Annotated in this window: 28 protein-coding genes and 1 tRNA gene; 1 reads left to right on the forward strand and 28 read right to left on the reverse strand. The window is 61.0% G+C overall.

What is annotated here, in order from left to right; all coding sequences use genetic code 11:
* Positions 1-36: 36 nt before the first annotated feature.
* From KAR29_RS07220 to KAR29_RS07345, 26 genes are all read right to left on the reverse strand, one after another.
* Positions 37-113, reverse strand: a tRNA-Arg gene (locus KAR29_RS07220).
* Positions 114-200: 87 nt separating this feature from the next.
* The gene (ribF, locus tag KAR29_RS07225; protein WP_274372340.1) at positions 201-1,133 is read right to left on the reverse strand and encodes a riboflavin biosynthesis protein RibF; all 933 of its coding nucleotides are present in this window, start codon (positions 1,131-1,133) and stop codon (positions 201-203) included.
* Between the two features lies 1 nt (position 1,134).
* A complete protein-coding gene (truB, locus tag KAR29_RS07230; RefSeq protein ID WP_274372341.1) occupies positions 1,135-2,052 on the reverse strand; it encodes a tRNA pseudouridine(55) synthase TruB in 918 nt (305 codons plus the stop codon).
* Entirely contained in the window at positions 2,045-3,028 is a 984-nt protein-coding gene (locus tag KAR29_RS07235) for a DHH family phosphoesterase (RefSeq protein ID WP_274372342.1), read from the reverse strand. The genes truB and KAR29_RS07235 overlap by 8 nt, the downstream gene beginning before the upstream one ends.
* The gene (gene rbfA, locus KAR29_RS07240; protein WP_274372343.1) at positions 3,006-3,380 is read right to left on the reverse strand and encodes a 30S ribosome-binding factor RbfA; all 375 of its coding nucleotides are present in this window, start codon (positions 3,378-3,380) and stop codon (positions 3,006-3,008) included. The genes KAR29_RS07235 and rbfA overlap by 23 nt, the downstream gene beginning before the upstream one ends.
* Positions 3,361-3,687: a DUF503 domain-containing protein gene (locus KAR29_RS07245; RefSeq protein ID WP_274372344.1), complete on the reverse strand. Its 327-nt coding sequence runs from the start codon at positions 3,685-3,687 to the stop codon at positions 3,361-3,363. Before KAR29_RS07245 ends, rbfA begins: the two co-directional genes overlap by 20 nt.
* Positions 3,688-3,693: 6 nt before the next feature.
* Positions 3,694-5,655, reverse strand: coding sequence for a translation initiation factor IF-2 (infB, locus tag KAR29_RS07250; protein ID WP_274372345.1), 1,962 nt, complete (start codon positions 5,653-5,655; stop codon positions 3,694-3,696).
* A complete protein-coding gene (locus KAR29_RS07255; protein ID WP_274372346.1) occupies positions 5,642-5,995 on the reverse strand; it encodes a hypothetical protein in 354 nt (117 codons plus the stop codon). Before KAR29_RS07255 ends, infB begins: the two co-directional genes overlap by 14 nt.
* The gene (rnpM, locus tag KAR29_RS07260; RefSeq protein ID WP_274372347.1) at positions 5,992-6,285 is read right to left on the reverse strand and encodes an RNase P modulator RnpM; all 294 of its coding nucleotides are present in this window, start codon (positions 6,283-6,285) and stop codon (positions 5,992-5,994) included. The genes KAR29_RS07255 and rnpM overlap by 4 nt, the downstream gene beginning before the upstream one ends.
* On the reverse strand, positions 6,270-7,391 hold the full coding sequence (gene nusA / locus KAR29_RS07265; protein ID WP_274372348.1) for a transcription termination factor NusA: 1,122 nt from the start codon (positions 7,389-7,391) through the stop codon (positions 6,270-6,272). The genes rnpM and nusA overlap by 16 nt, the downstream gene beginning before the upstream one ends.
* 15 nt (positions 7,392-7,406) lie before the next feature.
* Positions 7,407-7,904 (reverse strand): ribosome maturation factor RimP, encoded by a 498-nt coding sequence (locus KAR29_RS07270; RefSeq protein WP_274372349.1) that lies wholly within the window; start codon positions 7,902-7,904, stop codon positions 7,407-7,409.
* Positions 7,905-8,045: 141 nt separating this feature from the next.
* Positions 8,046-9,521: an IMP dehydrogenase gene (gene guaB / locus KAR29_RS07275; protein ID WP_274372350.1), complete on the reverse strand. Its 1,476-nt coding sequence runs from the start codon at positions 9,519-9,521 to the stop codon at positions 8,046-8,048.
* 137 nt (positions 9,522-9,658) lie between these two features.
* Positions 9,659-10,396, reverse strand: a complete 738-nt coding sequence (locus KAR29_RS07280; RefSeq protein ID WP_274372351.1) for a septal ring lytic transglycosylase RlpA family protein — start codon at positions 10,394-10,396, stop codon at positions 9,659-9,661.
* A 4-nt stretch (positions 10,397-10,400) separates the two neighbouring features.
* On the reverse strand, positions 10,401-11,543 hold the full coding sequence (ispF, locus tag KAR29_RS07285) for a 2-C-methyl-D-erythritol 2,4-cyclodiphosphate synthase (protein ID WP_274372352.1): 1,143 nt from the start codon (positions 11,541-11,543) through the stop codon (positions 10,401-10,403).
* Positions 11,540-12,691 (reverse strand): PIN/TRAM domain-containing protein, encoded by a 1,152-nt coding sequence (locus KAR29_RS07290; RefSeq protein WP_274372353.1) that lies wholly within the window; start codon positions 12,689-12,691, stop codon positions 11,540-11,542. The genes ispF and KAR29_RS07290 overlap by 4 nt, the downstream gene beginning before the upstream one ends.
* A gap of 64 nt (positions 12,692-12,755) precedes the next feature.
* Complete coding sequence (gene recR / locus KAR29_RS07295; protein WP_274372354.1) at positions 12,756-13,367, reverse strand: recombination mediator RecR; 612 nt, start codon at positions 13,365-13,367, stop codon at positions 12,756-12,758.
* Between the two features lie 12 nt (positions 13,368-13,379).
* A complete protein-coding gene (locus KAR29_RS07300) occupies positions 13,380-13,688 on the reverse strand; it encodes a YbaB/EbfC family nucleoid-associated protein (protein ID WP_274372355.1) in 309 nt (102 codons plus the stop codon).
* A 43-nt stretch (positions 13,689-13,731) separates the two neighbouring features.
* A complete protein-coding gene (locus tag KAR29_RS07305) occupies positions 13,732-14,172 on the reverse strand; it encodes a 23S rRNA (pseudouridine(1915)-N(3))-methyltransferase RlmH (protein WP_274372356.1) in 441 nt (146 codons plus the stop codon).
* Between the two features lie 17 nt (positions 14,173-14,189).
* Complete coding sequence (locus KAR29_RS07310) at positions 14,190-14,375, reverse strand: DUF951 domain-containing protein (protein ID WP_274374941.1); 186 nt, start codon at positions 14,373-14,375, stop codon at positions 14,190-14,192.
* Positions 14,376-14,442: 67 nt separating this feature from the next.
* Positions 14,443-16,014: a WecB/TagA/CpsF family glycosyltransferase gene (locus KAR29_RS07315; protein ID WP_274372357.1), complete on the reverse strand. Its 1,572-nt coding sequence runs from the start codon at positions 16,012-16,014 to the stop codon at positions 14,443-14,445.
* A 240-nt stretch (positions 16,015-16,254) separates the two neighbouring features.
* Positions 16,255-17,538: a serine--tRNA ligase gene (serS, locus tag KAR29_RS07320; RefSeq protein ID WP_274372358.1), complete on the reverse strand. Its 1,284-nt coding sequence runs from the start codon at positions 17,536-17,538 to the stop codon at positions 16,255-16,257.
* 6 nt (positions 17,539-17,544) lie between these two features.
* Positions 17,545-18,030 (reverse strand): 6,7-dimethyl-8-ribityllumazine synthase, encoded by a 486-nt coding sequence (gene ribH, locus KAR29_RS07325; protein ID WP_274372359.1) that lies wholly within the window; start codon positions 18,028-18,030, stop codon positions 17,545-17,547.
* A 36-nt stretch (positions 18,031-18,066) separates the two neighbouring features.
* Positions 18,067-19,299 carry a bifunctional 3,4-dihydroxy-2-butanone-4-phosphate synthase/GTP cyclohydrolase II gene (locus KAR29_RS07330; protein ID WP_274374942.1) on the reverse strand — a complete coding sequence of 411 codons (1,233 nt, stop codon included), beginning with the start codon at positions 19,297-19,299 and terminating at the stop codon, positions 18,067-18,069.
* 34 nt (positions 19,300-19,333) lie between these two features.
* Complete coding sequence (locus KAR29_RS07335) at positions 19,334-19,939, reverse strand: riboflavin synthase (protein WP_274372360.1); 606 nt, start codon at positions 19,937-19,939, stop codon at positions 19,334-19,336.
* A 44-nt stretch (positions 19,940-19,983) separates the two neighbouring features.
* Positions 19,984-21,087, reverse strand: coding sequence for a bifunctional diaminohydroxyphosphoribosylaminopyrimidine deaminase/5-amino-6-(5-phosphoribosylamino)uracil reductase RibD (gene ribD / locus KAR29_RS07340; protein WP_274372361.1), 1,104 nt, complete (start codon positions 21,085-21,087; stop codon positions 19,984-19,986).
* On the reverse strand, positions 21,084-22,514 hold the full coding sequence (locus KAR29_RS07345; RefSeq protein ID WP_274372362.1) for an excinuclease ABC subunit UvrC: 1,431 nt from the start codon (positions 22,512-22,514) through the stop codon (positions 21,084-21,086). The genes ribD and KAR29_RS07345 overlap by 4 nt, the downstream gene beginning before the upstream one ends.
* Positions 22,515-22,697: 183 nt before the next feature.
* Here KAR29_RS07345 and cysS point away from each other — a divergent pair, with 183 nt between their 5' ends.
* The gene (gene cysS, locus KAR29_RS07350; RefSeq protein WP_274372363.1) at positions 22,698-24,107 is read left to right on the forward strand and encodes a cysteine--tRNA ligase; all 1,410 of its coding nucleotides are present in this window, start codon (positions 22,698-22,700) and stop codon (positions 24,105-24,107) included.
* A 54-nt stretch (positions 24,108-24,161) separates the two neighbouring features.
* Here the strand turns inward: cysS and KAR29_RS07355 are convergent, their stop codons facing one another.
* A complete protein-coding gene (locus tag KAR29_RS07355; protein ID WP_274372364.1) occupies positions 24,162-24,575 on the reverse strand; it encodes a hypothetical protein in 414 nt (137 codons plus the stop codon).
* Positions 24,572-26,035 (reverse strand): leucyl aminopeptidase, encoded by a 1,464-nt coding sequence (locus tag KAR29_RS07360; RefSeq protein WP_274372365.1) that lies wholly within the window; start codon positions 26,033-26,035, stop codon positions 24,572-24,574. The genes KAR29_RS07355 and KAR29_RS07360 overlap by 4 nt, the downstream gene beginning before the upstream one ends.
* Between the last annotated feature and the right edge of the window lie 47 nt (positions 26,036-26,082).

Consider the following 26,082-nt stretch of genomic DNA (forward strand, 5'->3'; position numbering starts at 1 on the left):
AAAGAAGCCCCTGCGGGCACCTCTCCTGAAACGTTATGGCGGACCCGTCCGGATTTGAACCGGAGACCTACGGCTTAGGAGGCCGTCGCTCTATCCAGCTGAGCTACGGGCCCGCACGACGGTAGATATAGTATCACGGCCAACCTGATAGGGCAACGACCGTCGCGAGGAATAGGGCTCCCTTCGGCGGTAGCGGTTCCCTAGACATACCGTGAGAGGAGAGATTTCCAGCGCCGCAGGGGCTCCTGGGCAGTCGGTCTGTAACGCTCCCAGGCTTCGAGGACCTTGCCGACATCGCGCCCCATTTGAGCGGCCAACTCTTCGGGACAACCGAAGCGCATCTCCTCGCGCAGCCTCTTCAGGATAAAAACGGGAAGACTCTGTCCGTAAAGGTCTCCGTTGAAGCCGGGAAAGTGCACCTCGAAGCGAAGGGATCGTCGCCCCTCGAAGGTGGGATTGAAGCCGACGTTCAGCGCTCCCGGCCTCCACTCCTCCCCGACGAGGGCCGCCGTCGCGTAGACGCCGCGCTCCGGGAAGATCTTCCCCTGCGGAAGGGAAAGGTTCGCCGTCGGGAAGCCCAAGGTTCTGCCCCTGCGGTCGCCGGGAACGACGACACCGACGGCGAAAAAGGGGTAGCCGAGCAGTTCCGAAGCGGCGACGACGTCGCCGCCGGCGATCTTCTGGCGCAGAAGAGTGCTGCTGACAGACTGGCCGTCGAGAACGAGCTGGGGTAGAACGGCCACACGCCAACGGCGACGGCGACAGCTCTCGGTCAGCTGAACCACATCGCCTTTCCTCGACTGGCCGTAGCGGAAATCGTCGCCGACGACGAGGCCCGAGACATCGATGTTTTTGGCCAGAAAGTCCATGAAAGCCTCAGGGGCCAGCTCTGCCAGCCATCGAGTGAAATCGATCTTGATCAGATTGGGAATTCGCAGAAAGCGGGCGATGAGATCACGTTCGCTTTCGCTGAAGAGGGCGGGACGCGGCGAGGGGGAAAGGACCATCTGAGGATGGGGAGAAAAGGTCACGACGGCCCATCTTGCCTCGTCTTCGGCAAGTGACGCGGCCTTTTCCAACAGTTTCTGATGGCCCCGATGAAACCCGTCGAAAGCTCCGAGGGTGAGGATCAACTTATTTCCTCCCAAGAAAGATGTTGGCTCGCGGCTGAAAATACCCTCTTTCTTTTTCGAGGGAGCCGAAGCTGAGGAGCGATTCCCCGCGGAAACAGAGAAAGCGCTCCGAAGGTACGACGCCGTAATGAAGCCTTCGCCCCTCTGCGAGAGGCACCGCATTGCCGTGGGCAAGAGCCGCGGCGGTTCGTTCCTGGCAACGGTAGGTCGTGAAATGAGAACAGAGCCGATCGGGGGGCAGAAAGAAGGCGGCGAGTTGCTCCGCCGATAGGTCTCTCAGATGAGAGCCGCAGATGGCCTCGGCCTCGGAAAGATCGCCCAGGCCGATCCGACGCAAATCGACGACCGTCGCCCCACATCGAAGGCGATAGCCCAGATCGCGGACGAGGCTTCGCACGTAGGTTCCCTGGTGGCAATCGACTTCGAGGTCGACGGTACCTTCCGGACGGAGGGGGGAAACCCGGCGAACGTCTCCGATCCAGATCGGCCTCGGTTCGATCTGAAAATCCTCGCCCTGGCGGGCCAACGCGTGAGCTCTTTTCCCCTGGACGTGGACGGCGGAAATGCGCGGAGGAGTCTGGAGTCGGTAACCGAGAAAGGGGAGAAGCTCTCTGTCGAAGGCCTCCTCGGAGACATGATCCCAGGGAAGGCGGGCGAGAACCGTTCCCTCTCCGTCACAGGTGTCGGTCTCGACGCCAAGCTGAATGCGGACGACGTAGCGTTTGGGAAGAGCCATGGCGTAGCCGCTGGCCCGAGTGAAAGGACCGACGAGCAGCAGAAGGAGTCCCGAAGCCGGTGAATCGAGCGTGCCGGCATGACCGACGCGGGTTTTTTTGCCCAAAATGGACCGGACGATCGAGACGCAACTTGTGCTTCTCCGACCGCGATCCTTATCGATCAGGAGCAGGCCCTCATTCATAGAGGGCCTCTATCTCCCGGATCACGATCTGCCGGGCCTCCGACAAAGGCATCTCCAGGCGACAGCCGGCCGCCTGGCGGTGACCGCCTCCGGACCAGCGCCGAGCCAGGTCGCCCGCCGCGACGGGACCACAGGATCGAAGGCTGATTCGCGTCAGCTGAGGCTGTTCCGTGAGCAGAGCAGCGAAGGTAACCCCCTGAAGGGACATCAGTTCGTTGACGAGTCCTTCCGTTTCGTCGGCCGTCGCTCCCGTCTCGGAAAAATCGTCCAGGGCGACCCAGGAGATCAGAGCTTTTCCGTCAGCCACGGCAAGAGCGCGGGAAAAGACTCGTCCCCAGAGATGCAGGGCCGCGAGGGATCGGTTGTTGTAAATGAGACGACTGACCTCGTCGGGGCGGAGGCCCCTTTCTATCAGATCTGCCGCCATAAGATGGCTGAAGGGTGTCGTCGAAGAGAAGGAAAACCGACCGCAGTCGGTAACAAGACCTGTATAGAGGGCAAGGGCCTCCTCTTTTCCCAGCGGCCATCCCGACTGCAGGGCCAGATCCCAGATGAGCTCGGCCGTGCTCGATGCCTCGGGGTAGACGATGTTGACGTCGCCGAAGCGTTCGTTGTCGCGATGATGGTCGATGACCAGCAGGGGAAGACCGGAGGGGCGCTCTTCCATCGCGGAGATGGATCTGTCCCGATTGCTCGTGTCGAGACAAACGACAAGATCGACGGTCCGAAAAAGCTCGTGACCGTCGACGATGAGGCGGTAGCCATCGCTTTCCGGCAGGAAGCGGTAACCTGCCGGAAAGCGATCGGCGCCTCCCCAGAGAACTCTTTTCCCCAGTTTGCGGCCCAGGCCGGCGAGAGCGGCGCCGGAACCCAGGGCATCGCCGTCGGGTTTTTCGTGGACGACGATGCCCCAACGCTCCGCTTCGGTCAGAAGGGCCTGTGCCTCTCCCCACTCAATGGGCAGACTCTTCGTCAACAGGCGTCCTCCCATCTTTATGAATGGAATCGAGAAGACAATCCATCTTGCGGGCCTTTTCCTCTGCAAAATCCACGAGAAAATGCAACTCGGGGATGACCCTCAGACGCAAGACCTTGCCGAGATGGCTCCGAATCTGCCCGGCGACGTTAGTCAAAGCGCCCTGGACGATCGTTCTTCTTTCGGGATCAAGCGTGATGAAATAGATTTTCGCGTGGCCCAGGTCTTTGGAACAAGTGACTTCGGTGAGGATGGCCTCCCGAGCCGTTTCATTCTTGATATCCTTATGCAGAAGGTCATTGATGACGCGAAGAAGCTCTTTGTTGATTCTTTCAATCCGAAAAGTCGCCATAGACTTCGACCTCCCGTCTGCTTTCCCGGATTTCGAAAAAAGCCTGTTCTTCCAGACGACAGATCTGTCGTTCCAGTGAATCAATGAACCGCGACGCCGATTCGATCGAAGATCCGGCAACGGCAAAGAGGAGGCAGGCCTCGGTGTGGCTCCCGAGCGGCCCCACATCGGCAACGGAAACGTTCTGCCTCCGCGTCTTATCGATGAGGGAGCGGACGATGCGGCGCCTGTCTTTCAGGCTCGTCGCCTGAGGGAGAAAAATCCGCAGCCAGAAGACGCCCAGGGAGGGGACAAGCCGTCGGTTCACAGACGTTTAGAGGCTCCGTTTTTCCTCGATGATCTCGAAAACTTCCACGATGTCGTTTTCGCTGAAGTCTTGGAAGTTGGTGAAGCTCATGCCACATTCGTAGCCTGCGGCGACTTCACGAACATCGTCTTTGAACCGTTTGAGGCTGGAGAGAGAGCCCTCCCAGTAGACGATGCCGTCACGAACGAGACGAACTTTCGCGTTTCGTCTGACGATCCCGTCAAGAACGTAGCAACCGGCGATTTTGCCCGCTTTGGGAACTTTGAAGGCAGCCCGTATCTCGACTTGGCCGATGACCTTTTCTCTCAGGGTCGGAGCCAGCATGCCCTCGAGGGCGGCCCGGACATCGTCGATGATGTCGTAAATGACACGGTAGAGGCGTATCTGGACGCCCTGGCTGTCGGAGATCTTTTTTGCATTGGCGTCGGGGCGAACGTCAAATCCGATGATGATGGCATTGGAGGCGGCGGCCAGCATGACATCCGACTCGGAGATCCGGCCGACTCCGACATGGACGATACTGATTCCCACTTCGTCGGTGGCCAGCTTCTCGAGGGAGGCCCTGATGGCCTCGGCCGTCCCCTGAACGTCGCACTTGAGGACGACGTTCAGCTGCGGCACCTCTCCCTGCTGCATCTGACTGTAGAGCTCCTCAAGTGTCATTCTCTTGACGCGGTTTTCCTGTTCCCGGCGGCGTCTCAGCTCTTCGATGTCGGCGATATGGCCTCGTGCCTCGCGCTCGCTTCCGACGCGATGGAAACGCTCGCCGGGCTGCGGGACGTCGGAAAGGCCCAGGAGTTCGACGGGCATGCTGGGACCGGCCTCGTCGACGTAGTTGCCGGAGGCGTCGATCATGGCCCGGATACGGCCCGTCGTCGTATCGGTAAGGACAATGTCGCCTCGATGAAGCGTGCCCTGGCGGACGATGACGGTGGCGACGGGACCCTTCCCCTTGTCCAGTTCGGCCTCGACGACGACGCCTTCGGGCTCGACGGCGGGGTCGGCCCGAAGCTCCAACATTTCCGCCAGGATAAGGATCATTTCCAGGAGATTATCGATGCCGATACCCTGCTTTGCCGAGATTTCGACGACGATCGTGTCGCCGCCCCATTCCTCGGGGACCAGGCCCTGGTCGGAGAGCTGCTGACGGATCTTATCGGGATTGGCTCCGGCCTTATCGATTTTATTGAGGGCGACGATGATGGGAACCCCTGCCGCCTTGGCGTGATTGAGGGCCTCGATCGTCTGGGGCATGACACCGTCATCGGCGGCGACGACGAGGATGGCGATATCCGTGACCTGGGCGCCCCTCGCCCTCATGGAGGTGAAGGCGGCGTGTCCCGGCGTGTCGAGAAAAACGATGCGCTTGGCGTTGTAGGACACGACGGAGGCACCGATATGCTGGGTAATGCCTCCGGCTTCGCGGTCGGCGACGCGGGTGTGACGGATGTGGTCGAGGAGTGTCGTCTTGCCGTGATCGACGTGTCCCATGACCGTCACGATGGGCGGACGCTCGACGAGGTTGTCTCCTTTGGGCTGAGGGCGAGAGTTCTTCTCGGCAAGTGGCTGTTCATCGGAGGCGGCGACGAGTTTCTTGCCGAAGGCGACACCCAAGGCCTCCAGGACGGCCGAATCGGCCGGAGCCCCTGCGGGCACCATCATTCCGGCCTCGACGAGGCGTTTGACGACGTCACCGGCAGGCACGCAGAGCACTTTGGCCACATCACCGACGGACGAGCCAGAGGGAACGGTGAGGCAGACCATGGCACCGTCCTCCTCTGCAGGAGGGGTGACCTCTTTTTTGGGCGATTTGATCGTATCTTCCACGAGCTGAGCGGTTTCCGTGTCTATGGAGCTCATGTGGGTTTTGACGTCAACTTTAAGCGATTCGAGGATCTCCATCAACTCCTTGTTCGACATGTCCAGCATTTTGGCAAGTTCATAAACGCGAATTTTACTCAATGGCATCGACCCCCTCGTCAAGCAGCGACTCCAGGCGGCGCGCCAGGCCATGTTCTCTGGGCAGACCCAGGACCTGAGCCGGAGGAAATCCCCCCGCCGCGGCAATATCCGTTACGTTCAGTCCCTTGAGGACATAGGATTTACACATACCTCGCTCCTCATAACCACGAAAGAGGCGACGGACGTTCTCCCGGACATCGCCGGGAAAGATGAGGAGAAAGGGGGAGCCCTTCCTCAGGCTCCGTCGCATCTGATCTTGGCCAATGACGAGAAGCCGCGCCCGCCGCGCCAACCCAAGAAGAGCCAAGGCCTCCCGGATCGTCCCGGAGATCTCCGGCTCGCTCAAGAGGGGTCCTCTTCCGGGCAGAGGGCGAGAAGTTCCTCGTAAAGTTCGGGGGATAAGGACACGCGAAGGGTTCGGGCTAAGGCGTTTCTCTTGCGTGCCGACTCGACGCAGCTCCTCTTCCGGCAGAGATAGGCTCCGCGACCAGGCGCTCGGCCGGACGTGTCGATTGCCACTCCCCCCGCGGAATCGCGGGCAACACGGAACATCTCCCTCTTGGGGTTTTCCTCGCCACAGCCGACACAGGTTCTGGGACGGCTGCGTTTGTCCCGCGTCTTTAGGGCTTCTGCCATAGCTCCTCATCGCTTCCCTTGACTATTATATCTTCAAAGAGATCCTGCAATGTCGGAAGACGTTCCGGTTCGATCACCTTGATATCGATCTTCCATCCCGTAAGGCGTGCGCCGAGGCGCACATTCTGGCCGGCTTTGCCGATGGCCAGGGAGAGCTGATCGGGACGCACGTAGGCTCGTACCGACCGTTCCTGCTCGAGGATGGGTTCTACGCGCATGACCTTGGCCGGAGAAAGAGCGTTGCGGATATAGGCGAGGCTATCTCCGTTCCAGAGAATGATATCGATACGTTCGCCGCCCAGCTCATCACTGACGGAACGGATACGCGTGCCGTTGTTGCCCACACAGGCCCCTATGGGGTCGACGTTGGCGTCGAGGGAAGCGACCGCCACCTTGGCCCTCGCTCCAGCCTCGCGGACAATGCCTCGGATCTCCACGGTCCCCTCCTGGATTTCGGGAACCTCCATCTCCAGCAGACGGCGCAGAAGGCCGGGATGGGTCCTGGAGACGACGATACGGGGCCCGCGCGTCGTGCGACGAACATCGAGAAGATAGAACTTCATCCTCGTACCCATTTCATATTTTTCGCCGACGATACGCTCCTCCCTGGGCAGGATAGCCTCGGTCCTGTCGTTTAAGCGAACAAGAGCCTGATCACCCTCGGACTTGAAAATGACGCCGTTGACGAGATCGCCGATGCGGTCGGAGAATTCCTCGAAGATGATCTGGCGCTCGGCGTCCTTCAGTCTCTGAATGATGACCTGGCGGGCCGTCTGAGCCGCGATGCGCCCGAAATCTTCGGGCTGAACTTCCATACGAAGCAGGTCGCCCGAGACAAGCCCCTCGTAACCGAGTTCGGCAGCCTCAAGAGGTGTGATTTCCGTATCCTCGGAGGAGACGTCATCGACGACCTGACGGACCTCGTAGATCGTAATCTCGCCCATATCCTTATCGAGAAGAACCTCGACGTTCTGGTTGCCGCCTTTGTGCTTTCTGTAGGCGGAAACCAGCGCCGCCTCCAGACTGGCAATGATAACCTCCGATGAGAGCCCCTTGTCCTGTTCGATCTGGATCAGGGCGCGGGCAAAATCACGGCCGAGCTGCATATCCCGATTCCTCCCTTAACCTTTTCTCCCCTTTTGACCTTTGGGCGCCTCGTCGAAGACGAGGTGGGCCTTTACGATGATCTCAAAAGGAACGGCAATCTCGGTTCCCTCTTCGAGGAGGAGGCGAATCCCCTCATCGGAAAGGCCCTCGAGACGAGCCGTCATCTGCTTTTTCCCCTCTATTTTTTTCGACAGCTTGAGGCGAGCCTTCCGTCCGGCAAAACGCCGATAATCTTCTCGTCGAAAAAGAGGCCTCTCCAGGCCGGGCGAGCTGACTTCCAGTGTATAGCGCGTCGGGAAAATATCTTCGTGGGTATCAAGGTATTCGCTGAGATGTCGAGAAACGCGGGTACAATCATCAACGCCAATGCCTCCGAGGCTGTCGATGTAAACCCGAAGCACGGGGAGACCCGATTCCTTGACAACCTCGACGCCGACCGGCTCATAGCCGAGGTCCTCGACAAGAGAAGCCAATGTCTCCTGAAACACGGACGTCACCTCCTGTTTCCGCAAGGCGATGGAGCGATAAAAAACGAAGAGTGGGCGGAGCCCACTCTTCGAAGCGCGCAAACGGACACGCCACCGAACACAGCACATTATAGCACCCAGAGGAGCCGTTCTCAAGGGCACGATCCCCCCTGTAAAAAGGGATGATCACTCGGCCGAATAGTTGGGCGCTTCCTTCGTCACGACCACATCGTGGGGATGGCTTTCCTTGACGGAGGCACTGGTGATTTTGACGAAACGACCTTTTTCGTGCAGGTCTGCCACGTCGGCGGCACCGACATATCCCATGCCGGCCCGGAGTCCTCCGACGAGCTGATAGACGACGGCCGTGAGGGGGCCTTTATAGGGAACCATTCCTTCGATTCCTTCCGGGACCAATTTATCCTCCGACGTGTTCTCCTGGAAGTAGCGATCCTTGCTGCAGCCGCCCTTCATGGCACCCAACGATCCCATGCCTCTGTACGTCTTGAAGGAGCGCCCTCTATGAATGACCGTTTCACCCGGGCTTTCCTCCGTCCCCGCGAAAAGGGATCCGATCATCACCGTGTCCGCTCCGGCGGCAAGAGCCTTCGTGACGTCTCCGGAAAAACGGATTCCTCCGTCGGCAATGACCTTCTTGCCCCTTCCGTGGGCGACGCGGGCCACGTTGTAGACGGCGGCCAACTGAGGAACTCCGATACCGGCGATAATACGCGTCGTGCAGATCGAACCGGGACCGACGCCGACCTTGACGCCGTCGGCTCCGGCCTCGATAAGAGCCTCGGCGGCATCGCCCGTGGCGATGTTGCCTCCGACGAGGGGAAGGTCGGGAAAGAGTCTGCGCAGGCTGCGCACGGTTTCGATGACGGCCCTGGCATGGCCGTGAGCCGTATCGACGACGAGGGCGTCGACTCCTGAGGTGACGAGGATCTTGGCTCGGTCCACGACATCGGCACCGACGCCGACGGCAGCTCCGACGCGCAGGCGGCCGTGGCTGTCCTTGTTGGCCTGAGGAAAATCTTTGACTTTCTGAAGGTCCTTGATGGTAATGAGCCCCTTCAGCTTTCCCTGACCGTCGACGATGGGGAGCTTCTCCACCTTGTGGACCATGAGGATGGACTTGGCCCCCTCCAGCGTCGTTCCCTCGGGAGCCGTGATCAGGTTCTCCTTGGTCATGATATTGTCGATGGGCTGCTCGAAATCGGTGACGAATCGAAGGTCTCTGTTGGTGATGATGCCGACGAGGATCTTCTTTTCGTCGACGATGGGGACACCCGAGATGTGATAGTGTTCCATGAGGGCAAGGGCGGCCGTCACGGGATCGTTGGGGTTCAGGTAAAAGGGATCGACGATGACGCCCGATTCGGACCTCTTGACCTTATCGATTTCCGCCGCCTGCTGTTCCGGTGTCTGGTTGCGGTGGACAAAGCCGATGCCGCCCTCTCGGGCAATGGCGATGGCCAACCGCCCCGTCGTGACCGTATCCATGGCGGCGCTGCAGATGGGAATATTCATGGGGATCTGGGACGTCAGGTAAGAGCCGACCTCGACGGTGGCGGGCAGGACTTCGCTGTATCCCGGCACGAGAAGGACATCGTCGAAGGTGTATCCTTCGTAGGCGACAAATTTTTCCTCGAAACTCATGAGAACCTCCTTGGGCAAAGCTGCCAACGCCATGTCCCTTCAGGGGGGACAGAGGAAGAGAGAGAAGAACCCCTCTCGCATAAATTGGGAGGTAGTTTACTCCCTGGCCCTCATCCCTGCAAGGGGCATTTCCACGCTCAGGAGCCGCCCACTCGCGATGCCAGCCCCAAGACCTCGACGTCAAGGCGGGTCACCCCCTGCCTTCTGATGCCGAGAGCCTCTGCAGCACCGAGAGAGATGTCGAGAAGCCGTCCCTTATGTCCCTTGAAACGGTCACAGATCCTGACGACGACCTTCTTCCCCGTGCGGGGATGCGAGAGGCGCACGAGAGTGCCGAAGGGGAGATCGACGGATGCCGCCGTCAGCTGTCGGTCATCGAAGGTCTCGCCGCTGGCCATCCTGCGCCCCTGCCAGCCGTTCCCTCCGTACCAGGAGACCCTTCCCTCCGTCTGAGTCTTCCCTCCCAGCGTTGGTCGGTCATGAGGCACGGGTGAGAGACGCATCAGAGCCTCCATGAGATTGGAGAGCCATTGGGCGGCCAGAGTCTTTCCTTTGGAACGGTGAAATCGGCAGGCTTGAGCCGTCAGCGGCAGCAGAAGCTGGCCGGCCAGGGACAGGTGCCAGCGGTCGCCTTTACCTTCGATGCGCAGGGCGCTGAGCGGGAATCCCTTTTTGTAGTGGCTGTCGAAACGGCGGGACAGGTCATTCAGCTCGCCCTTCATGGACTCGGGAAAGGTGGCGATGACGATTCCTCCCACCGTCCAGGCCAAGGCTTTACCCCTCTCCTGAATCTGGGAGGGATAGGCCTCGCCCGATGTCGCCGCAAGGACAACAAGAAGAAGGAGAGCAAACAAAAGGCGCCGCCCCTGCCGCATCTGTTCAACCTCCCCTACGGATCGTCGCCAGAGCGTGACATTCCATCGAGGCGCCGGAGCCCACCGATCCCACCTTCTCGCCCGATTTCACTTTGATGTTGAATCGTGGCTCCTCTTCCCTGTCGAAAAGCTCGCCCATCCTGTCTCTTACCGAGGCGAGGCAGGAACCAAGGCGGGGGATCTGGGCATGCAGCGTCACATCGACCCAGAGAATATCCCATCCTTCGGCGACGACGCGGAGGAGCACCTGGCGAAGCAGTTCATAGCTGTCGGCGTCCCGATAGCGCTCCTCCGAGGCGGGGAAGAGGGTCCCCAGGTCGGGAAGTCCCGCGGCGCCGAGAAGGGCATCGGAGACGGCGTGGCAAACGATATCGGCATCGGAATGGCCATCCAGCCCGAGGGGGGCCTCGACGCGAACGCCGCCCAGGAAGAGAGCTCTGCCGGGCACAAGAGGGTGTACGTCGAAGCCGTGCCCCGTCCGCACCGTAACCGGCTTGGCCGCCAGGGCTCGAGCGATCTTCCAGTCCGCCTCATCTGTTATCTTGAAATTCATGCGATCTCCCTCCACCGTTGAAAGGCCTCCCCCGCTTTCCAGCCAGGCCTCGGCCTCGTCGAGAAAGGTCGCGCCCTCCCCGAGAACATTGAGAAGGGGCCTGCGGGGGAAGGCCTGCGGAGTCTGGGTTGCCCGGACGGTTCCCCTGTCCAGAGAGACGGGGCCGCTTTTCGTCTGAATCTTGAGGGCATCGTTGACGGGACAGAGGGGGATGGCGCCGTGTCGTTCCGTCGTCGCCGCCATGAGGCGGCGACAGAGACCGGGAGAGAGGAAGGGGCGGGCCCCGTCGTGAACGAGAACAAAGGCTCCGCTGGCGGCTGAGAGCCCCGAGCGAACGGAATCGGTCCGCGTCGTCCCTCCTGCGACGCAACGAAGGGGCATCGTCAGAAAGGATCGATCGAAGAGCTCCTCCTGGCCGGACGGAACGACGAGGACCAGTTCGGCGATTTCACCTGCGTCGAAAAGGACCTGGGCGCAGCGAGCGCTCCAGGTCCAGAGGGGGGAACCTCCAAGCAAACGGAGCTGTTTGGGCGTGCCGCCCAGGCGAAGTCCCTTGCCTCCAGCCACGATGACAAAGGACCAGGAGGATTTCATTTGGGAACCTCCCGTCGGATTCTCCCGAAAACCATCCGTCCCGCCGAAGTCTGAAGCATGGAGGTGACGGTCACATCGACGCGACGACCGATGTGAGAACGCCCCTCCTCGACGACGATCATCGTTCCATCGTCGAGATAGCCCACGCCCTGAAGCGGCTCTTTGCCCTCCCTGATGAGATCGACGATGACCGTTTCTCCGGGCAGAAGCATCGGCTTGAGGGCATTGGAGAGATCGTTGACGTTGAGAACGTCGACGCCGTCGATCTGGGCCAATTTGTTGAGGTTGTAATCCGTCGTCATGACTTTGCCGCCGATCTGGCGAGCCAGAGCGATGAGCCCCTCGTCGACGGATTCCACCTGGAGCTGCCTGAGGGGAATCTCGACGATCTCCACCTGGACGTTCTCGATCTTCTGAAGGCTGTTGACGACGTCGAGGCCTCTCCGTCCCCGGCTCCGCCGGACGGAATCGGAGGAATCGGCGACAGACTGAAGCTCGAGAAGGACGAAACGGGGCAGGACGAGCGATCCCTCCAGAAACCCCGTCTGGGCTACGTCGAGGATGCGGCCGTCGATGAGCACGCTCGTATCGAGGATCTTGAGATTACATCGTCCGCCGCCGACGACCTCCTCTCCCCTGCCCACCTGTACCTGTCTCGGCCCGCGCAGCCGGATCCGCTCCTTGAGACCGCCGATGGTGCTCCACATGCCTTGGATCTCTTCCCGCCTCTTAAGAAAAAGCCTTATGCCGATATAGCCCAAGACCACGTTGAGCAGGACGGCAATGTAGCTTCCGATGGCAGGAAGATCGGCAAAGGGAAGGGCCACCAGATTGGCCACGAGCAATCCCACGATCAGGCCCAGGATGGCCACGGAGAGATCTTGCCAGCTCAGGAATTGAAGGTGGTGCTCGAAGAGGAGACCTATAAAGCCGAGGCTCTTTATGAAATAGGGAGTCAACAGGTAGCCCATGCCCCCCAACACCAGGACGCAAAGGCCGTTCAGAACCAGGACATGCAGCATCGACGTCCAGGGAAGCCACCCCTCGGAAACGACCCAGCGCGCGACCTGATAGCCGGCGATTCCACCCAGCAGCGCCAAAAGACCTCGCGCCGCGCCAAAGACGATTTTCCCAAATCCTTCGGCCATTCCCCCACCTCCTCGATGATTCGATCTCCGGCCGATTTTGCACTCCTCCCTTCAGGGGACGGCCTCACAAATCCTCCCGTTTGACCTCTCTTCTCGCATCCATAGCGGCCCGCAGAGTCACCCGATCGGCGAATCCGATGCTTCCCCCCACGGGAAGGCCGTAGGCCAGACGGGAAACGCGGATCGTCAGGGGACGGAGGGCTTCGAGGACGGCATAATAGGTCATATCACCCTCGATACGCGGGCTCGTGGCGAGGATCACCTCTTTGAACTTTCCCCTCTCGAGGCGCCCCGCCAAACGGCCCAGGGCCTCAGGAGGCAACTCCTCTCCGTCCAGAGGAGATATGCGACCGCCGAGGACGTGGTACAGCCCGTTATGAACGCCCGACTGTTCCAGGCTGATGAGGTCCTCGGCCGTCTCGACGACGCAAAGCGTCTCCCTTTCCCGCAGGGGATCGCGACAGACGGAGCAGGGATCGATGTCGGTCAGATTGCCGCACTCGGGACAGGGATGCAGACTCTCGCGAAGGGTCACAAGAGCTCGCGCCAACTCCCGAGTCCAGCTCTGAGGCTGTTGCAGCAGGTACAGAGCCATGCGGCGGGCGCTTTTCTCTCCCACTCCGGGGAAACGCCCCAGAAGGCCCGTCAGTTTCTCCAGGGGTTCGGGAAGGGACAAGGTCAGGGCCGCCTAAAAAAGGTTCGGCATGCCCAGGCCGCTCGTCAACTGTCCCATGCGATCGTTCGAAAGCTCGCGGGAAGCTCGAATCGCTTCGTTGACGGCGGCCAGAATCAGGTCCTCGAGCATCTCCACTTCCTTGGGGTCGACAACTTCCGGATCGACATGAACGGCGACGATATCTCCCTTGCCGTCGGCCACCGCCTTGACCATCCCGCCGCCGGCAAGTCCCTCGACGCGCTCCCTGGCCAGATCTTCCTGAACCCGCGCCATTTGGGCCTGCATTTTCTGGGCCTGCTTGAGAAGCTTATCCATTTTCATCGGTCCATACCTCCTGAAAGAACTAAAAGAATGGTCGAGCGGGTCAATGATGGTACGAGGTGCCGAGACGAATCATGACAGCCCGATACAGTTGCTCCGCGACGAAAAGCAGAGCCAACTCGTGGGTCAAGGTCATGGGCGAAAGAGAGAGCAGGGCATCGGCCCTGCGCCTGAGATCTTGCCCGACACCGTAGGCACCTCCCACGACGAAGACTATTTTCCCCGAAACGTCCTCCAGCCGACTATAGAACCATCGAGAAAAGGCGGGGCTGTCCATCATCGCCCCCCTTTCGTCGAGAAGAACGACGAAATCCCGCTCCCCAAGGGCCTTGAGAATCCGCCGCGTCGAGTCATCCCTGCTCGATGAGGCATTCAGTCCTTTCGTCTCGGGAAGCTGGACCCACTCAAGGGGGAGGTGGCGCTCGACGCGCTTGAGGTATTCCCTCACTCCCTGAACGACGAAAGGCTCCTTCAGCTTCCCCACAGAAAAGAGGGAAAGCTTCATGAGCTCTCCACTTTAGTGACCGCTTTCCGGAGAAGGTAGGGCTCCATCAAAAGCTTTTTCCCGCAGCCAAGACACTCGATCTCGACTTCAGCACCGAGACGAACGACTCGCCACTGGCGGCTTCCGCAGGGATGAGGTTTGCGGAGACGAAGGATCATTCCGGGCTCCAGGCGCTCTTCCATCAGCGTCAACGGAGAGTCACTCCCTCTCTGCTGCGGCCCAGGAGAGGACGACGTCCACGTCGCCCTCTCACGCCCGTCTCCCATAGAGCCCGAGACGGGTGGCGACGACGAGAGAGACGAAAAGAGGAAGATGACAGACACGGCTCCACCGCCAAGGCTCCTGAAGGGTCCGGTAGAGCCACTCCAGTCCGAGATCCTGCCAGATTCGAGGGGCCCGCCTGAGATTCCCCGAGAGGACATCGAAAGAGCCTCCCACCCCGACGAGTACGAGAGGGGCGAGGCGATCTCGGTTTCTGGCGATCCAGGCCTCCTGGCGAGGCACACCGAGCCCGACGAAAAGGATCCTTGCCCCGGACTCGACGATCGCCCGGACAAGAGCGTCTTCGTCCTCGGCTCCTCCATAGCCGTCCGCCGTTCCCCGAACATCAAGGCCGGGATAGCGGAAAGCCAGGCGTTTCGCTGCCTCGGCGGCCACGCCGGGCCTGCCCCCCATGAAGTAGAGAGGAAGAGCCTCGGCCGACGCCGATCGACAGAACTGCTCCAAAAAATCGATACCCGTGATGCGCTGTTGGACGGGGCATCCCAGGAAACGCAGTGCCCAGACGAGCCCACGCCCGTCGGGAAGGACCAGAGAGGCCCTGCTGATCCATTCTCGAAAATCCCCGTCACGGAGAGTGCGCAAGGCGGAGAGGGCATCGAGGGTGGCAATGTGCTCCGACCGCTCTCCGTAACGCGCCCACGAAAGGGCCCTGCCGAGTGCGAAGGGAAGCGAGACGTTGTCGACTTCGACTCCCCAAAGGGATGAACGACGCCCCGGTGCGGAGGTGTTTCGGGAAAAGGCCCCCTGAATGACGAGGACGAGAAGAAGGGTGACGAAAAGACCGGCCGCCAGCCGCAGGGGGGACGAAAGCTCCATCTGCAGAAGAGCGACGGAAACTCCGACGGAGGCGCAGGTTGCCGCCGTCATCCTGACTGCCCTGGGGTGATTGATGCCCCTGCCCACGAGACGGTGATAGAGAGAGATCTCCCCCATTTCAGCCAGGGGCATGAAACGGGAACAGACCGTCAGAGAAATCTCCAAAAGGGGCAGTGCGAAAAGCCCCAACGGAAGCATCATCAGGGCGGTAAAAGTAATTCCCTTGCTCACGCCTAAAATCGAAAGTCCCGCGAGGAAGACGCCCCAAAAACCGCAGAGGGACTCGCCCAGCGTCCGGTAACTATGCCCGTGGCGACTCCAGAAGACCGTCAGAAGGGAGATCCCGCAGAGACCGAGGAAAAAGGCCTCCGGAAGGAACTGGCCACTGAAGGCCGTGACAAGAAGCATCAGGGCCAAAGAGACGGCGACCATGTGCCCCGCCAACCCTCCGACGCGGTCGAGCTGGCGAAGGACGAGAGGAAAAAGTCCCACCCAAAGGGAGGTGGCCACGACAGACGCCAGAGGAGAGAGGTAGTGCAGGGAGCCGGGCAGACCGATGAAATCGATGCCGGGCCCCTCTAAGGCCAGCAGGAGTCCCACCAGAAAATAGCAGGGCCAAAGAGGAAGCCGATAGAGGGAAATGGCGAGTCCCACTCCGGAAGCGAGGAAGGCACAGAGAGCCACCGCCTGGACAAGGACGTTGCCGGACCAGAGGCTCGCCACGGAAAGGACGAAAACGAGTCCCAAATCGCGCAGATAATCATATTGCTCCGCGCTGAGGTGCCTTTTCAGCCCCTTTTCGGCAAAGAAACAGACCAGAAAGAGCAGGACGGCCAAAACCAAACCGGTCCTATAGGCATCGAATGCCATCGACTATCGGCAACCTCCTCGTCGTTGAACGATTGCGTTCGCTCCTTTGACGGTTATTGTACCATGTCTCAGTCATGATAACCGCCTGAAGGGTCATGAAGAGGCCGGTTCCAGACGGGTGACTCCCCTCATGTAGGGGACGAGAACGTCGGGGAGATCGACGGAACCGTCCTCCCGCTGATAATTTTCCAGGACGGCGATGAGACAGCGGCCTATGGCAATGCCCGAGCCGTTCAAGGTGTGGACGAAACGTGGTCGCCCTCCGCCTTCGGGGCGATAGCGGGCGTTCATGCGTCTAGCCTGGAAATCGCCGCAGTTGCTGCAGGAGCTGATTTCACGGTATTTCTCCTGCGAGGGGATCCAGACCTCGATGTCATACGTTTTCGCGGCCCCGAACCCCATGTCCCCCGTGGAAAGACAGACGACGCGGTAGGGTATCTCCAGTAGCTGAAGCACCTTCTCCGCACAGGCCGTCAAATGCTCCAGTTCCTCGTAGCTTTTTTCCGGGTGGCAGATCTTGACCATTTCGACCTTGTCGAACTGGTGCTGCCTCAGAATGCCCCGCACATCGCGGCCGTGGGCTCCCGCCTCGCGCCGGAAGCAGGCCGTGTAGGCCGCGTAGTAGAGAGGAAGCTGACTCTCCTCAAGGATCTCATCGGCATGGAGGTTTGTCAGAGGGACTTCGGCCGTCGGGATGAGCCAGAGGTCGTCGTCGGCACAGCGATACAGGTCTTCGGCGAACTTGGGAAGCTGCCCCGTGCCGGCCATCGCACGAGAATTGACGAGAAAGGGGGGGAGCACCTCCTTGAATCCATGCTCTCCCGTGTGGAGATCGAGCATGAAGTTCATCAAAGCCCGCTCAAGACGGGCGCCCAGCCCCAGAAGAACGGTGAAGCGGCTCTCGGCGATCTTGACGCCCCGCTCGAAGTCGAGGATCCCGAGGGCTTCGCCGAGATCCCAGTGCGGCTTGGGCTCGAAGGGAAAGGAACGGGGCGTTCCCCAACGGCGGACTTCGACATTGGCTTCCTCGTCGGCACCGACAGGAACCGATTCGTGGGGAACGTTGGGAAGGGCCATGATCAGCTCCCTTTGCGATTCCTCGACGGAAGCGACTTCCTGGTCCAGACCCTTGATGCGCGTAGATATGTCCCGAACGGCGGCCTTGTGTGCCTCCACATCCTCGCCACGGCTCTGGGCCTCGCCGATGCTCTTCGACTCCTGGTTCCGGCGGGTCTTGAGCTCCTCCACTTCGGTGAGGAGGCGGCGTCGTCTCTCGTCAAGGAGGATCAGATCGTCGAGGGGAAACGTCGTCCCTCTGTTTTCAAGCATCTGGCGGACAGAATCGGGGTTCTCTCGAACCCAGCGGATATCGAGCATTCCAGCCTAGGCCTCCTCCGTGGTGCCCGCTCTGATGTTGCGCAGCAGATCGGCCATCTCCAGGGCGGCCAGGGCGGCCTCCGCCCCCTTGTTGCCGGCCTTGCTCCCGGCACGCAGAAGGGCCTGCTCCAGACTGTCGCAGGTGAGGACGCCGAAGGCGACGGGGACGCGCTGTTCCAGACCGATATGGGCGATGCCCTTCGCGACCTCAGCCGAAACGTAGTCGAAATGCGGCGTATCGCCGCGAATGACGGCGCCGATGGCGACGATGGCATCGTAGCGCCCCGTGAGTGCCATCTCCTTGGCGACGAGAGGGATCTCCCAGGCACCGGGAACCCAGCAGACATCGATGTCCTGATGACGCACACCATGACGGGCGAGAACATCCTTGACGCCTTCGAGAAGGCGCGACGAAATAAGGTCGTTGAAACGGGAGGCGACGACGACAAAGCGCAGCCCCGTTCCGATCAACTTTCCTTGAAATATTTTCATTTCATTGTCTCCTTTCGGAATGAAAAAGCGGACCTCTCAGCCGATCAGGTCCTTGAGGTGGATCATATGGCCCATTTTTTCCCTTTTCGTGTCGAGGTAGCGTTCGTTGTAGGGATTGGCCTCAATCTCGAGAGGAACGCGGTCGACGATGTCGATGCCGTACCCCGCGAGGCCGATGACCTTTCTGGGATTGTTGGTGAGAAGACGGACGTGGCGTAATCCCAGATCGGCCATGATCTGAGCCCCGACGCCGTAGTCGCGGAGATCGGGGGCGAAGCCCAGGGCGACGTTGGCCTCGACGGTGTCGAGGCCCTTTTCCTGAAGTTCGTAGGCCTTCAGCTTGGGAAGAAGCCCTATGCCTCGTCCCTCCTGACGCATGTAGATCAGCACGCCTCGCCCTTCCGTTTCGATGCTCTTCATGGCCCGATGGAGCTGAGGGCCGCAGTCGCAGCGAAGAGAGCCGAAGACGTCGCCTGTGAGGCACTCCGAGTGAACCCGGACGAGAACGGGCTCCTCGCCGCCGATGTCGCCCTTGACGAGGGCCATGTGAAGATAGTCGCCGGCCTCGTCGAGGATGAAACGGTAGGCGTGGGCGACGAAAGTGCCGTACTCCGTCGGGAGCTGGACGGTCGAAACGCGTTCGACGAGACGGTCCTGGCGGTGGCGGTAACGGATCAGATCGGCGATGGAGATGATCTTGAGCCCATGCGTTTCGACGAAGCGGGCCAAGTCGTTGAGGCGGGCCATGGTGCCGTCTTCGTTCATCACTTCGCAGATGACGCCGGCCGGACGAAGGCCGGCGAGACGTGCCAGGTCGACGGCGGCCTCGGTGTGCCCGGCCCTCTTGAGAACGCCGCCCTTCCTGGCGATGAGAGGAAAGATATGGCCGGGGCGGCGGAAATCTTTCGGTTTCGATGTCGGATCGGAGAGAAGGCGGGCTGTCAGGGCGCGCTCCGCCGCCGAGATGCCCGTCGTCGTCCCCTCCGAGGCATCGACGGAGACGGTGAAAGCCGTACAGTGGCGGTCCGTGTTGTCGTCGACCATGAGACAGAGACCGAGGCGACGGGCCTGATCTTCGGCGAGAGGAGCGCAGACGAGACCTCGGGCATGCGTCGCCATGAAGTTGATCGATTCGGCCGTCGCCTTTTCCGCGGCCATGAGAAGATCTCCCTCGTTCTCCCGATCCTCGTCGTCGACGACGACGATCATTTTCCCCTGTCGGATGTCCTCCAGGGCCGATTCGATCGTGCTGAAGAGATCTTGCTCCATCTGTTCGGACAATTGGAATCCCTCCCAAGGCTCTTTAAGATAGCCAGCCCAACTCGCGTAGAGCCTCTTCCGTCAGAGGGACCGGGGCCTGGCTCTCTTCCGCCCCGCTCCTGACGCCAAGCATGCGCCGCACGTATTTGGCTAAAACGTCGGTCTCTATGTTCACCTTATGGCCCTCGGCGAGATCGGCCAAAGTCGTCTCTTTTTGCGTCGTCGGGATGAGACCGACGGAAAACCCCCCTGTGTCGACGTCGATGACGGTGAGGCTCACTCCGTCGACGGCCACGGAGCCCTTGGGGATGACCTCCACGAGGGGCCGCTCTTCGAGATCCACCCAAAGGCGGGCGGAAAAGAGGCCGGCACGGTCCACGCGTCGCACCGTGCCGACGGAATCGACGTGTCCCTGGACGATGTGACCGTCAAGACGGGCCTGAAGGGAAAGAGCCCTCTCCAGATTGAGGCGGGCTCCAGGCCGCAGAGCGCCCAGTCGGGTCCGCTGCACCGTCTCGGCCATCATCTCCACGAAAAAACGCGTTTTCCCCTCCTCCACGACGGTGAGGCAAGCGCCGCTGACCGCCACGGACTGGCCGAAGCGAAGGTGCGGGGCCATCCCGGGAGCCTCGATTTCCAGTAAGGTCATACCCGTCCGGGGACGGGAGGAGACGAGACGCCCCACTTCCTCGATCAGGCCGGTAAACATGGCATCGCCTCCAGCCAGAGATCTCCGTCGACCTGCCTTATTGTAGCAGCCCTGAGCGCGATGGCCTCCCCCATATGGCGGAGTCTCAGATTGCCCGTGAAGGGAATGCCCCGTCCCAGGAATTTGGGCGCCAGGAAGAGAGACACTTCGTCGACGAGCCGCTCTTCGATGAAAGATTGAATCACGGAGGCCCCTCCCTCGACGAGCAGGCGCAGAACGCCGCGACGGACAAGCAGGCTAAGAAGCTCGTCGAGGCGGAAACGCCCCTCCGGGGCATCGAGGAGAACGACCTCGGCCCCGGCCTTTCGAAGGGTCTCGGCCCGCTTCGGATCGCTCTCGGCGGTTCCGACGACGAGGCAACGGCCGTCTCCGATGACCTTGGCGCAAGCGGGAGTCCGCAACCGACTGTCGAGAACGACGCGCAGAGGCGATTGTCCGGAGACGAGACGAACGGTCAGTTCCGGGTCGTCCTTGAGGACCGTACCGATGCCGACGAGAATGGCGTCGTTCTCCCCGCGAAGAAGGTGGGCCTTGCTTCGAGAAAGGGCGCCACTGATCCAGCGACTCTCTCCGTCACCCAGGGCAATGGCGCCATCGAGGCTCAAAGCGGCCTTGACCGTCACCCAGGGACGCCCACCCGTAAGGGCTTTGACGAACCCCCTGTTGACGTGGAGGCATTCCTCTTCGAGAACGCCGAGCACCACGTCGATTCCGGCCTTCCGGAGAATTTCGATTCCCCCTCCGTCGACACAGGGATTGGGATCTCTCATTCCGACGACGACGCGGCCCACGCCGGCCTCGACGAGACGGGGCGCGCAGGGTGGCGTTTTGCCGAAATGGCAGCAGGGCTCCAGGTTGACGACGGCCGTCGCCCCCCGCGCCCGCTCTCCGGCCCGCTCCAGGGCCTTGACCTCGGCGTGCGGTCCACCGAAGCGGCGATGATAGCCCCAGCCAAGAACGCGCTCTTCTTTTTCGTCGAAGATCACGCAACCGACGCGTGGATTGGGACTCGTCCATCCCGTGCCTCTCTCGGCCAGGCTGAGAGCCATCCTCATGTAATGCGTGTAGAGCTCCATCTGACGGGTCACACCTTTTCCTCCCTCAATGTCTCAACAATTCTGCGGGCCGTCTCCGGGCCGATGCCCGTCAGGAGCGTCAATTCGTCAGGCTCCAGCGAAGCGATCTTCTGAACGCTCCCGAAATGGATCAGGAGCAGGGCCGCCCGTTTTTTCCCCACCCCCGGTACATCCTCCAGAACGGAGCGGCGGAGCCGACTGTCACGACCTCGACGGTGGCTGGCGACGGCGAAGCGATGAGACTCATCGCGGACTCTCTGCAAAAGCTGAAGGGCAGGATCGCTGAGAGGCAGCTCAAGAGGCTCTTTCCGCCCCGGCAGGAAGAGCTGTTCTTCCCTTTTGGCCAAAGAGACGATAGGCAATTCCTCCAGCCCCAAAGCAGCCAGAGCTCCCGCGGCGAACTCGAGCTGCAGGGGACCTCCGTCGATGAGGACAAGCTGGGGGAGAGGTTCCTCCCCCTCGAGGCATCGGCGATAGCGACGGCCGACGACCTCCTCGAGGGCTCGGAAATCATCGACGCCTTCCACCGATTTTACGGCAAAACGGCGATAGAGGGAGGGATTGGGCAATCCCTGTTCGAAAACGACGGCGACGCCGTACATTTCTTTGCCGGAGAAGTGGGAGATGTCGAAACCGTCGATGCGCCAGGGGATCGTCGGCAGACCCAGCAGTTCCTGAAGGCGGAGGAGAAGGGTCCACGTCTCCCGGTCCAGATCGTGACTCAGCGTCGACGAAAGCCGCTGACGGGACAGACGCCAAAGGGAGCGGATCGTATCTCTCAGTCGTGCCGCCTCCTCGAAGGCCAGTCCCGAGGCGGCGCGATCCATGCGGAGCCGAAGGCGCTCGACGAGATCGGCGGCGTTGCCCTGAAGGAGAAGGAGGACATCGGCCACGCGTTCGCCGTACTCGGCCTCACTCGTCAGGCCCGCGCAGGCTCCGCCGCAGCGGCCCAGGGCGTGCCGGACGCAGGGACGTTCCTGACGAGGTCCGGAGAGATCGGTCTTGCAGGTTCTCAGGGGAAAATGACGTTCGATCAGTCGCAGAAGGCGGCGCAAATCGCCGACTCGCGTAAAGGGACCTACGTAGCGCCCTCCATCGTCGCTTCTGTGGCGGGTGATTTCGAGGCGGGGAAACGGCTCGTCGGTGATCTTGAGGAAGGGATACCGTTCGCCCATTTTGAGTTCGACGTTGAAAAAAGGCTGATACTTCTTGATCAGTCTCGACTCGACGATAAGCGCCTCCGCCTCGCTCTCGGTACGGATATAGGAGAGATCTCGGGCCGATTCGACGAGCTTGCGTAGGCGAGGCGAGGCGAACCCCTCGTGACGGAAATAAGAGGCGACCCGCTTGCGCAACGATTTGGCCTTGCCCACATAGAGAACCGTGCCCTCTCCGTCGTGAAAAAGGTAGACGCCGGGGCGAAGGGGCAGTTTTCTCACTTTCTCTTGCAGCGGGTGCGTCAACGTCGATCACCTTTCCCGGAAATCGGCCCATTTCCAACGGGCCTCCGATGCTATAGGATATCATAGCCTGTGATTATCCTCGTTCTTCCCCACGACGCAGAGCAAGACGGGCGACGGTCACACATCAGGTCTCATCCCAGGAAGGGGGAGCATCAATCCATGGCGCTCAGCCTGTACAACGATCTGACGAGGCAGAAGGAACCCTTCGTCCCCATCCGCCGGGGCGAGGTCACCTTTTATGTCTGTGGACCCACGGTCTACGACTATTTCCATATCGGCAACGCCCGGCCCTTCATCCTCTTCGACGTCCTCCGCCGCTACCTCGAGCAGAGCGGCTACCGCGTCATCTACGTCCAGAACTTCACCGACATCGACGACAAGATGATCAATCGAGCCAAAGATATGGGCCTTTCCGTCGACGAGCTGGCCGAGCGTTTCATCGCCGCCTATCGGGAAGACGCCGACGCCCTCGGCATCCGTCGTCCCACCTACAGCCCCAGAGCGACCCACCATATCGACGACATTATCGCCCTTGTCCGAAGCCTCGTCGAGAAAGGGCATGCCTATGCCGTCGACGGAGACGTCTACTTCGACGTGGCCAGTTTCTCCGCCTATGGGAAACTTTCCCAACAGAGCCTCGACGACCTTCAGGCGGGAGCCCGAGTCGACGTCGACGAACGGAAAAAACACCCTCTCGACTTCGCCCTCTGGAAGGCCGAAAAGCCGGGCGAACCCGCCTGGGAAAGTCCCTGGGGACGGGGGCGCCCCGGTTGGCACATCGAGTGCAGCGCCATGTCCACGGCCATGCTGGGCCCCACGATCGATATCCACGCCGGCGGCAGCGACCTCGTCTTTCCCCACCACGAGAACGAGATTGCCCAGGCCGAGGCCGCTACGGGCAAACCTTTTGTCCGTTATTGGATTCACAACGGATATCTCATGATCGATCAGGAAAAGATGTCCAAGTCCTTGGGCAACTTCCTCACGGCCCGGGCCGCCAGGGAGAAGTATCCGCCCCTGGCCATCCGCCTTTTCATGCTCGGTGCCCACTACCGCTCGCCCATCAGCTTCTCCGAAGAGGGCCTTCTGCAGGCCAAAAGCGCCGTCGAGCGACTCAACAACTGCTCCCGCCGCCTCGACGAGGCACTGAGAGGGGCCACTTCGCCCGATCCCTCTCCCCTCGCCGCCGAGATATCCCAGTTCCGTGCGACTTTCATGGAACAAATGGACGACGATTTCAACACCGCCGGTGCCTTGGGCGCCCTTTTCGAGGCCGTCCGGGCCGTCAACAGTCACATTCAGGACCGAAAATTTCCCTCCCGAGAGGGACTTGAGGCTGCCCGCCGCTTTTTCGACGAAGCCGAGGCCGTTCTCGGCGTCGTCGATCCCGTCGACACCAGCGGAGACCCCGACAAAGAGCGCATCGAAGGCCTCATCGCCGAGCGCCGTCAGGCCCGGGAAAACCGCGACTTCGCCAGGGCCGACGCCATTCGCGACGGACTCGCGGAAGAAGGGATCGTCCTCGAAGACGGACCTCAAGGAACACGTTGGAAACGCCAGGACGGATAGCAGGATAGAAAGAGGGGGTCCCTCGACGAGGGACCCCCTCTTTCTATCCTGCTATCAAAACTTCCCCAACTGTTTTTCGAGATGCTCCGTCAAAGCGGCCTCGATCTCTCCCTGATAGAGCGAAAGCCGCATGCGCCCCAACTCGCCGTCGCCTCCACCCAGAGAAAAGAGGATATCGGAGAAGATGGAGACGAACTCTTCATTCAGAAGCGAACCTCGAGTCGATCGAGAGAAAAAGGGGCGGCTGTGCTTCTGAAGACAGCTTCGGAAATGACGGTCTCCGACGACGCAGATATTCATCTCCACCGACTGGAGACATTGTCTGAAGGGGCGCAGAATCTCGCGGGAACCTCGCCTGTCTTCTTCGTCGGGCTCTTTCTCCTCGCGACGCAGAAGGCAATCCCCCAGGAGGACGCGGACCATCGCCTCCAGCCTGGAGGCGATGGCGGTCAGTTCGGTGATCATCACACTTCCGGTTCCAGACTCGTAAGAAAATCGAGAAGCGTCCGGGCGCCGAACCCCGTGGCCCCTTTGGAGTAATAACCGAAAGGCTCCTTATAGGTATCGACGCCGGCTATATCGAGATGAGCCCAGCGAATGCCTTCGTCGACGAAAGCCTCGAGGAACATGGCGGCCGTCAGCGCTCCTCCTTCACGGCCTCCCGAATTGACCAGGTCGGCCACAGGCGACTCGAGCTTTTTGCGCAGACGTTCATCGTCCATGGGCAATCGCCAGAAGCGCTCCCCCGAGCGGCGCGAAGCGCCGAGAAGCTCTTCGGCCAGAGAGTCGTCGTTGGAGAGAAGTCCCGCCGTGTAAGGGCCGAGAGCGATGGCACAGGCTCCCGTAAGGGTGGCGATGTCGACGACGATCGACGGCTTGAGCTCACAGGCGAAGGCCAGAACGTCGGCCAGAGTGAGGCGCCCTTCGGCGTCGGTGTTGTCGATCTCGACGGTCTTTCCCTTGCGGCCACGGACGATGTCGTCGGGACGGTAAGAGTAGCTGTCGACGGCATTCTCGGCGGCGCCGATGAGGCCGTGCACCTCTACGGGAGGGCGGAGGCGGGCCAGGCTCCGGAAAACGCCGAGAACGACGGAGGCCCCCGTCTTGTCGCCCTTCATGGTCCTCATATGTTCTCCCGGCTTGAGGTTGAGGCCGCCCGTATCGAAGGTGATGCCCTTCCCGACGAGAGCCACCTTGCCCAAAGCCTCCCCCTCGGGGCGATAGACGAGATGGATCAGCCGAGGAGGCGTCTTGGAACCGCCGCCCACGGCCAGAAGAAGGCCCATATTCATCTCGGCCAGCTCTTTCTCGTCGTAGATGCGGCACTCGAAGCCGCCCTGGTCGGCCACCTCCCTGGCCCTGTCGGCCAGAGTCAGGGGATTGATGACGTTGCCGGGCTCGTTGGCAAGGTCGCGGGCAAACATCTGGCTGCAGGCCATGAGAGAACCTTTTTCAATGGCCTCTTCGTCTCCGCCCGATATGTAGACGGTTTCGACGGAACCCCGTTCCTCATCGGGAACCTCGCGATAGCGATCGAAACGGTAGCCGCCCAGATGGGCTCCCTCGGCCAGAGCCAGGGAAAGAGGTCCATCGACGTCATGTCCCGTCCAGATCTGGAGATCGGAGGCCCCGGCAGCCGAGGCGGCCTTGACGAGGAGAGCCGCCCCCTCGCGGAAGACATCGTTGTTTCCCTTCTTCTCCGAGCCGAGGCCGACGACGAAAACTCTCGAAGGGCTGCCGCCGGGGCAGGCCCGGAAAAGACAGGCCCCCTTCTTGAACGTGAAGCGCTCCAGCTCGACTTGGCCGACAAGGCCCGGGCAGAGAGAGGCAAACGAGTCGAGAAGCTCCTTCTCCTCCTCGAAGAGGAGGAGCCCCAGAGCAGAGGACTTGAGGCGTTGCTCTTCCTTCAATGCAGCGAGAACTTTCATGGTCCTTACACCTCCGAAATGAGAACCTCTTCGAGCGCCATCCTAGG

The organism is Aminithiophilus ramosus, assembly GCF_018069705.1.
Lineage (GTDB): Bacteria > Synergistota > Synergistia > Synergistales > Aminithiophilaceae > Aminithiophilus > Aminithiophilus ramosus.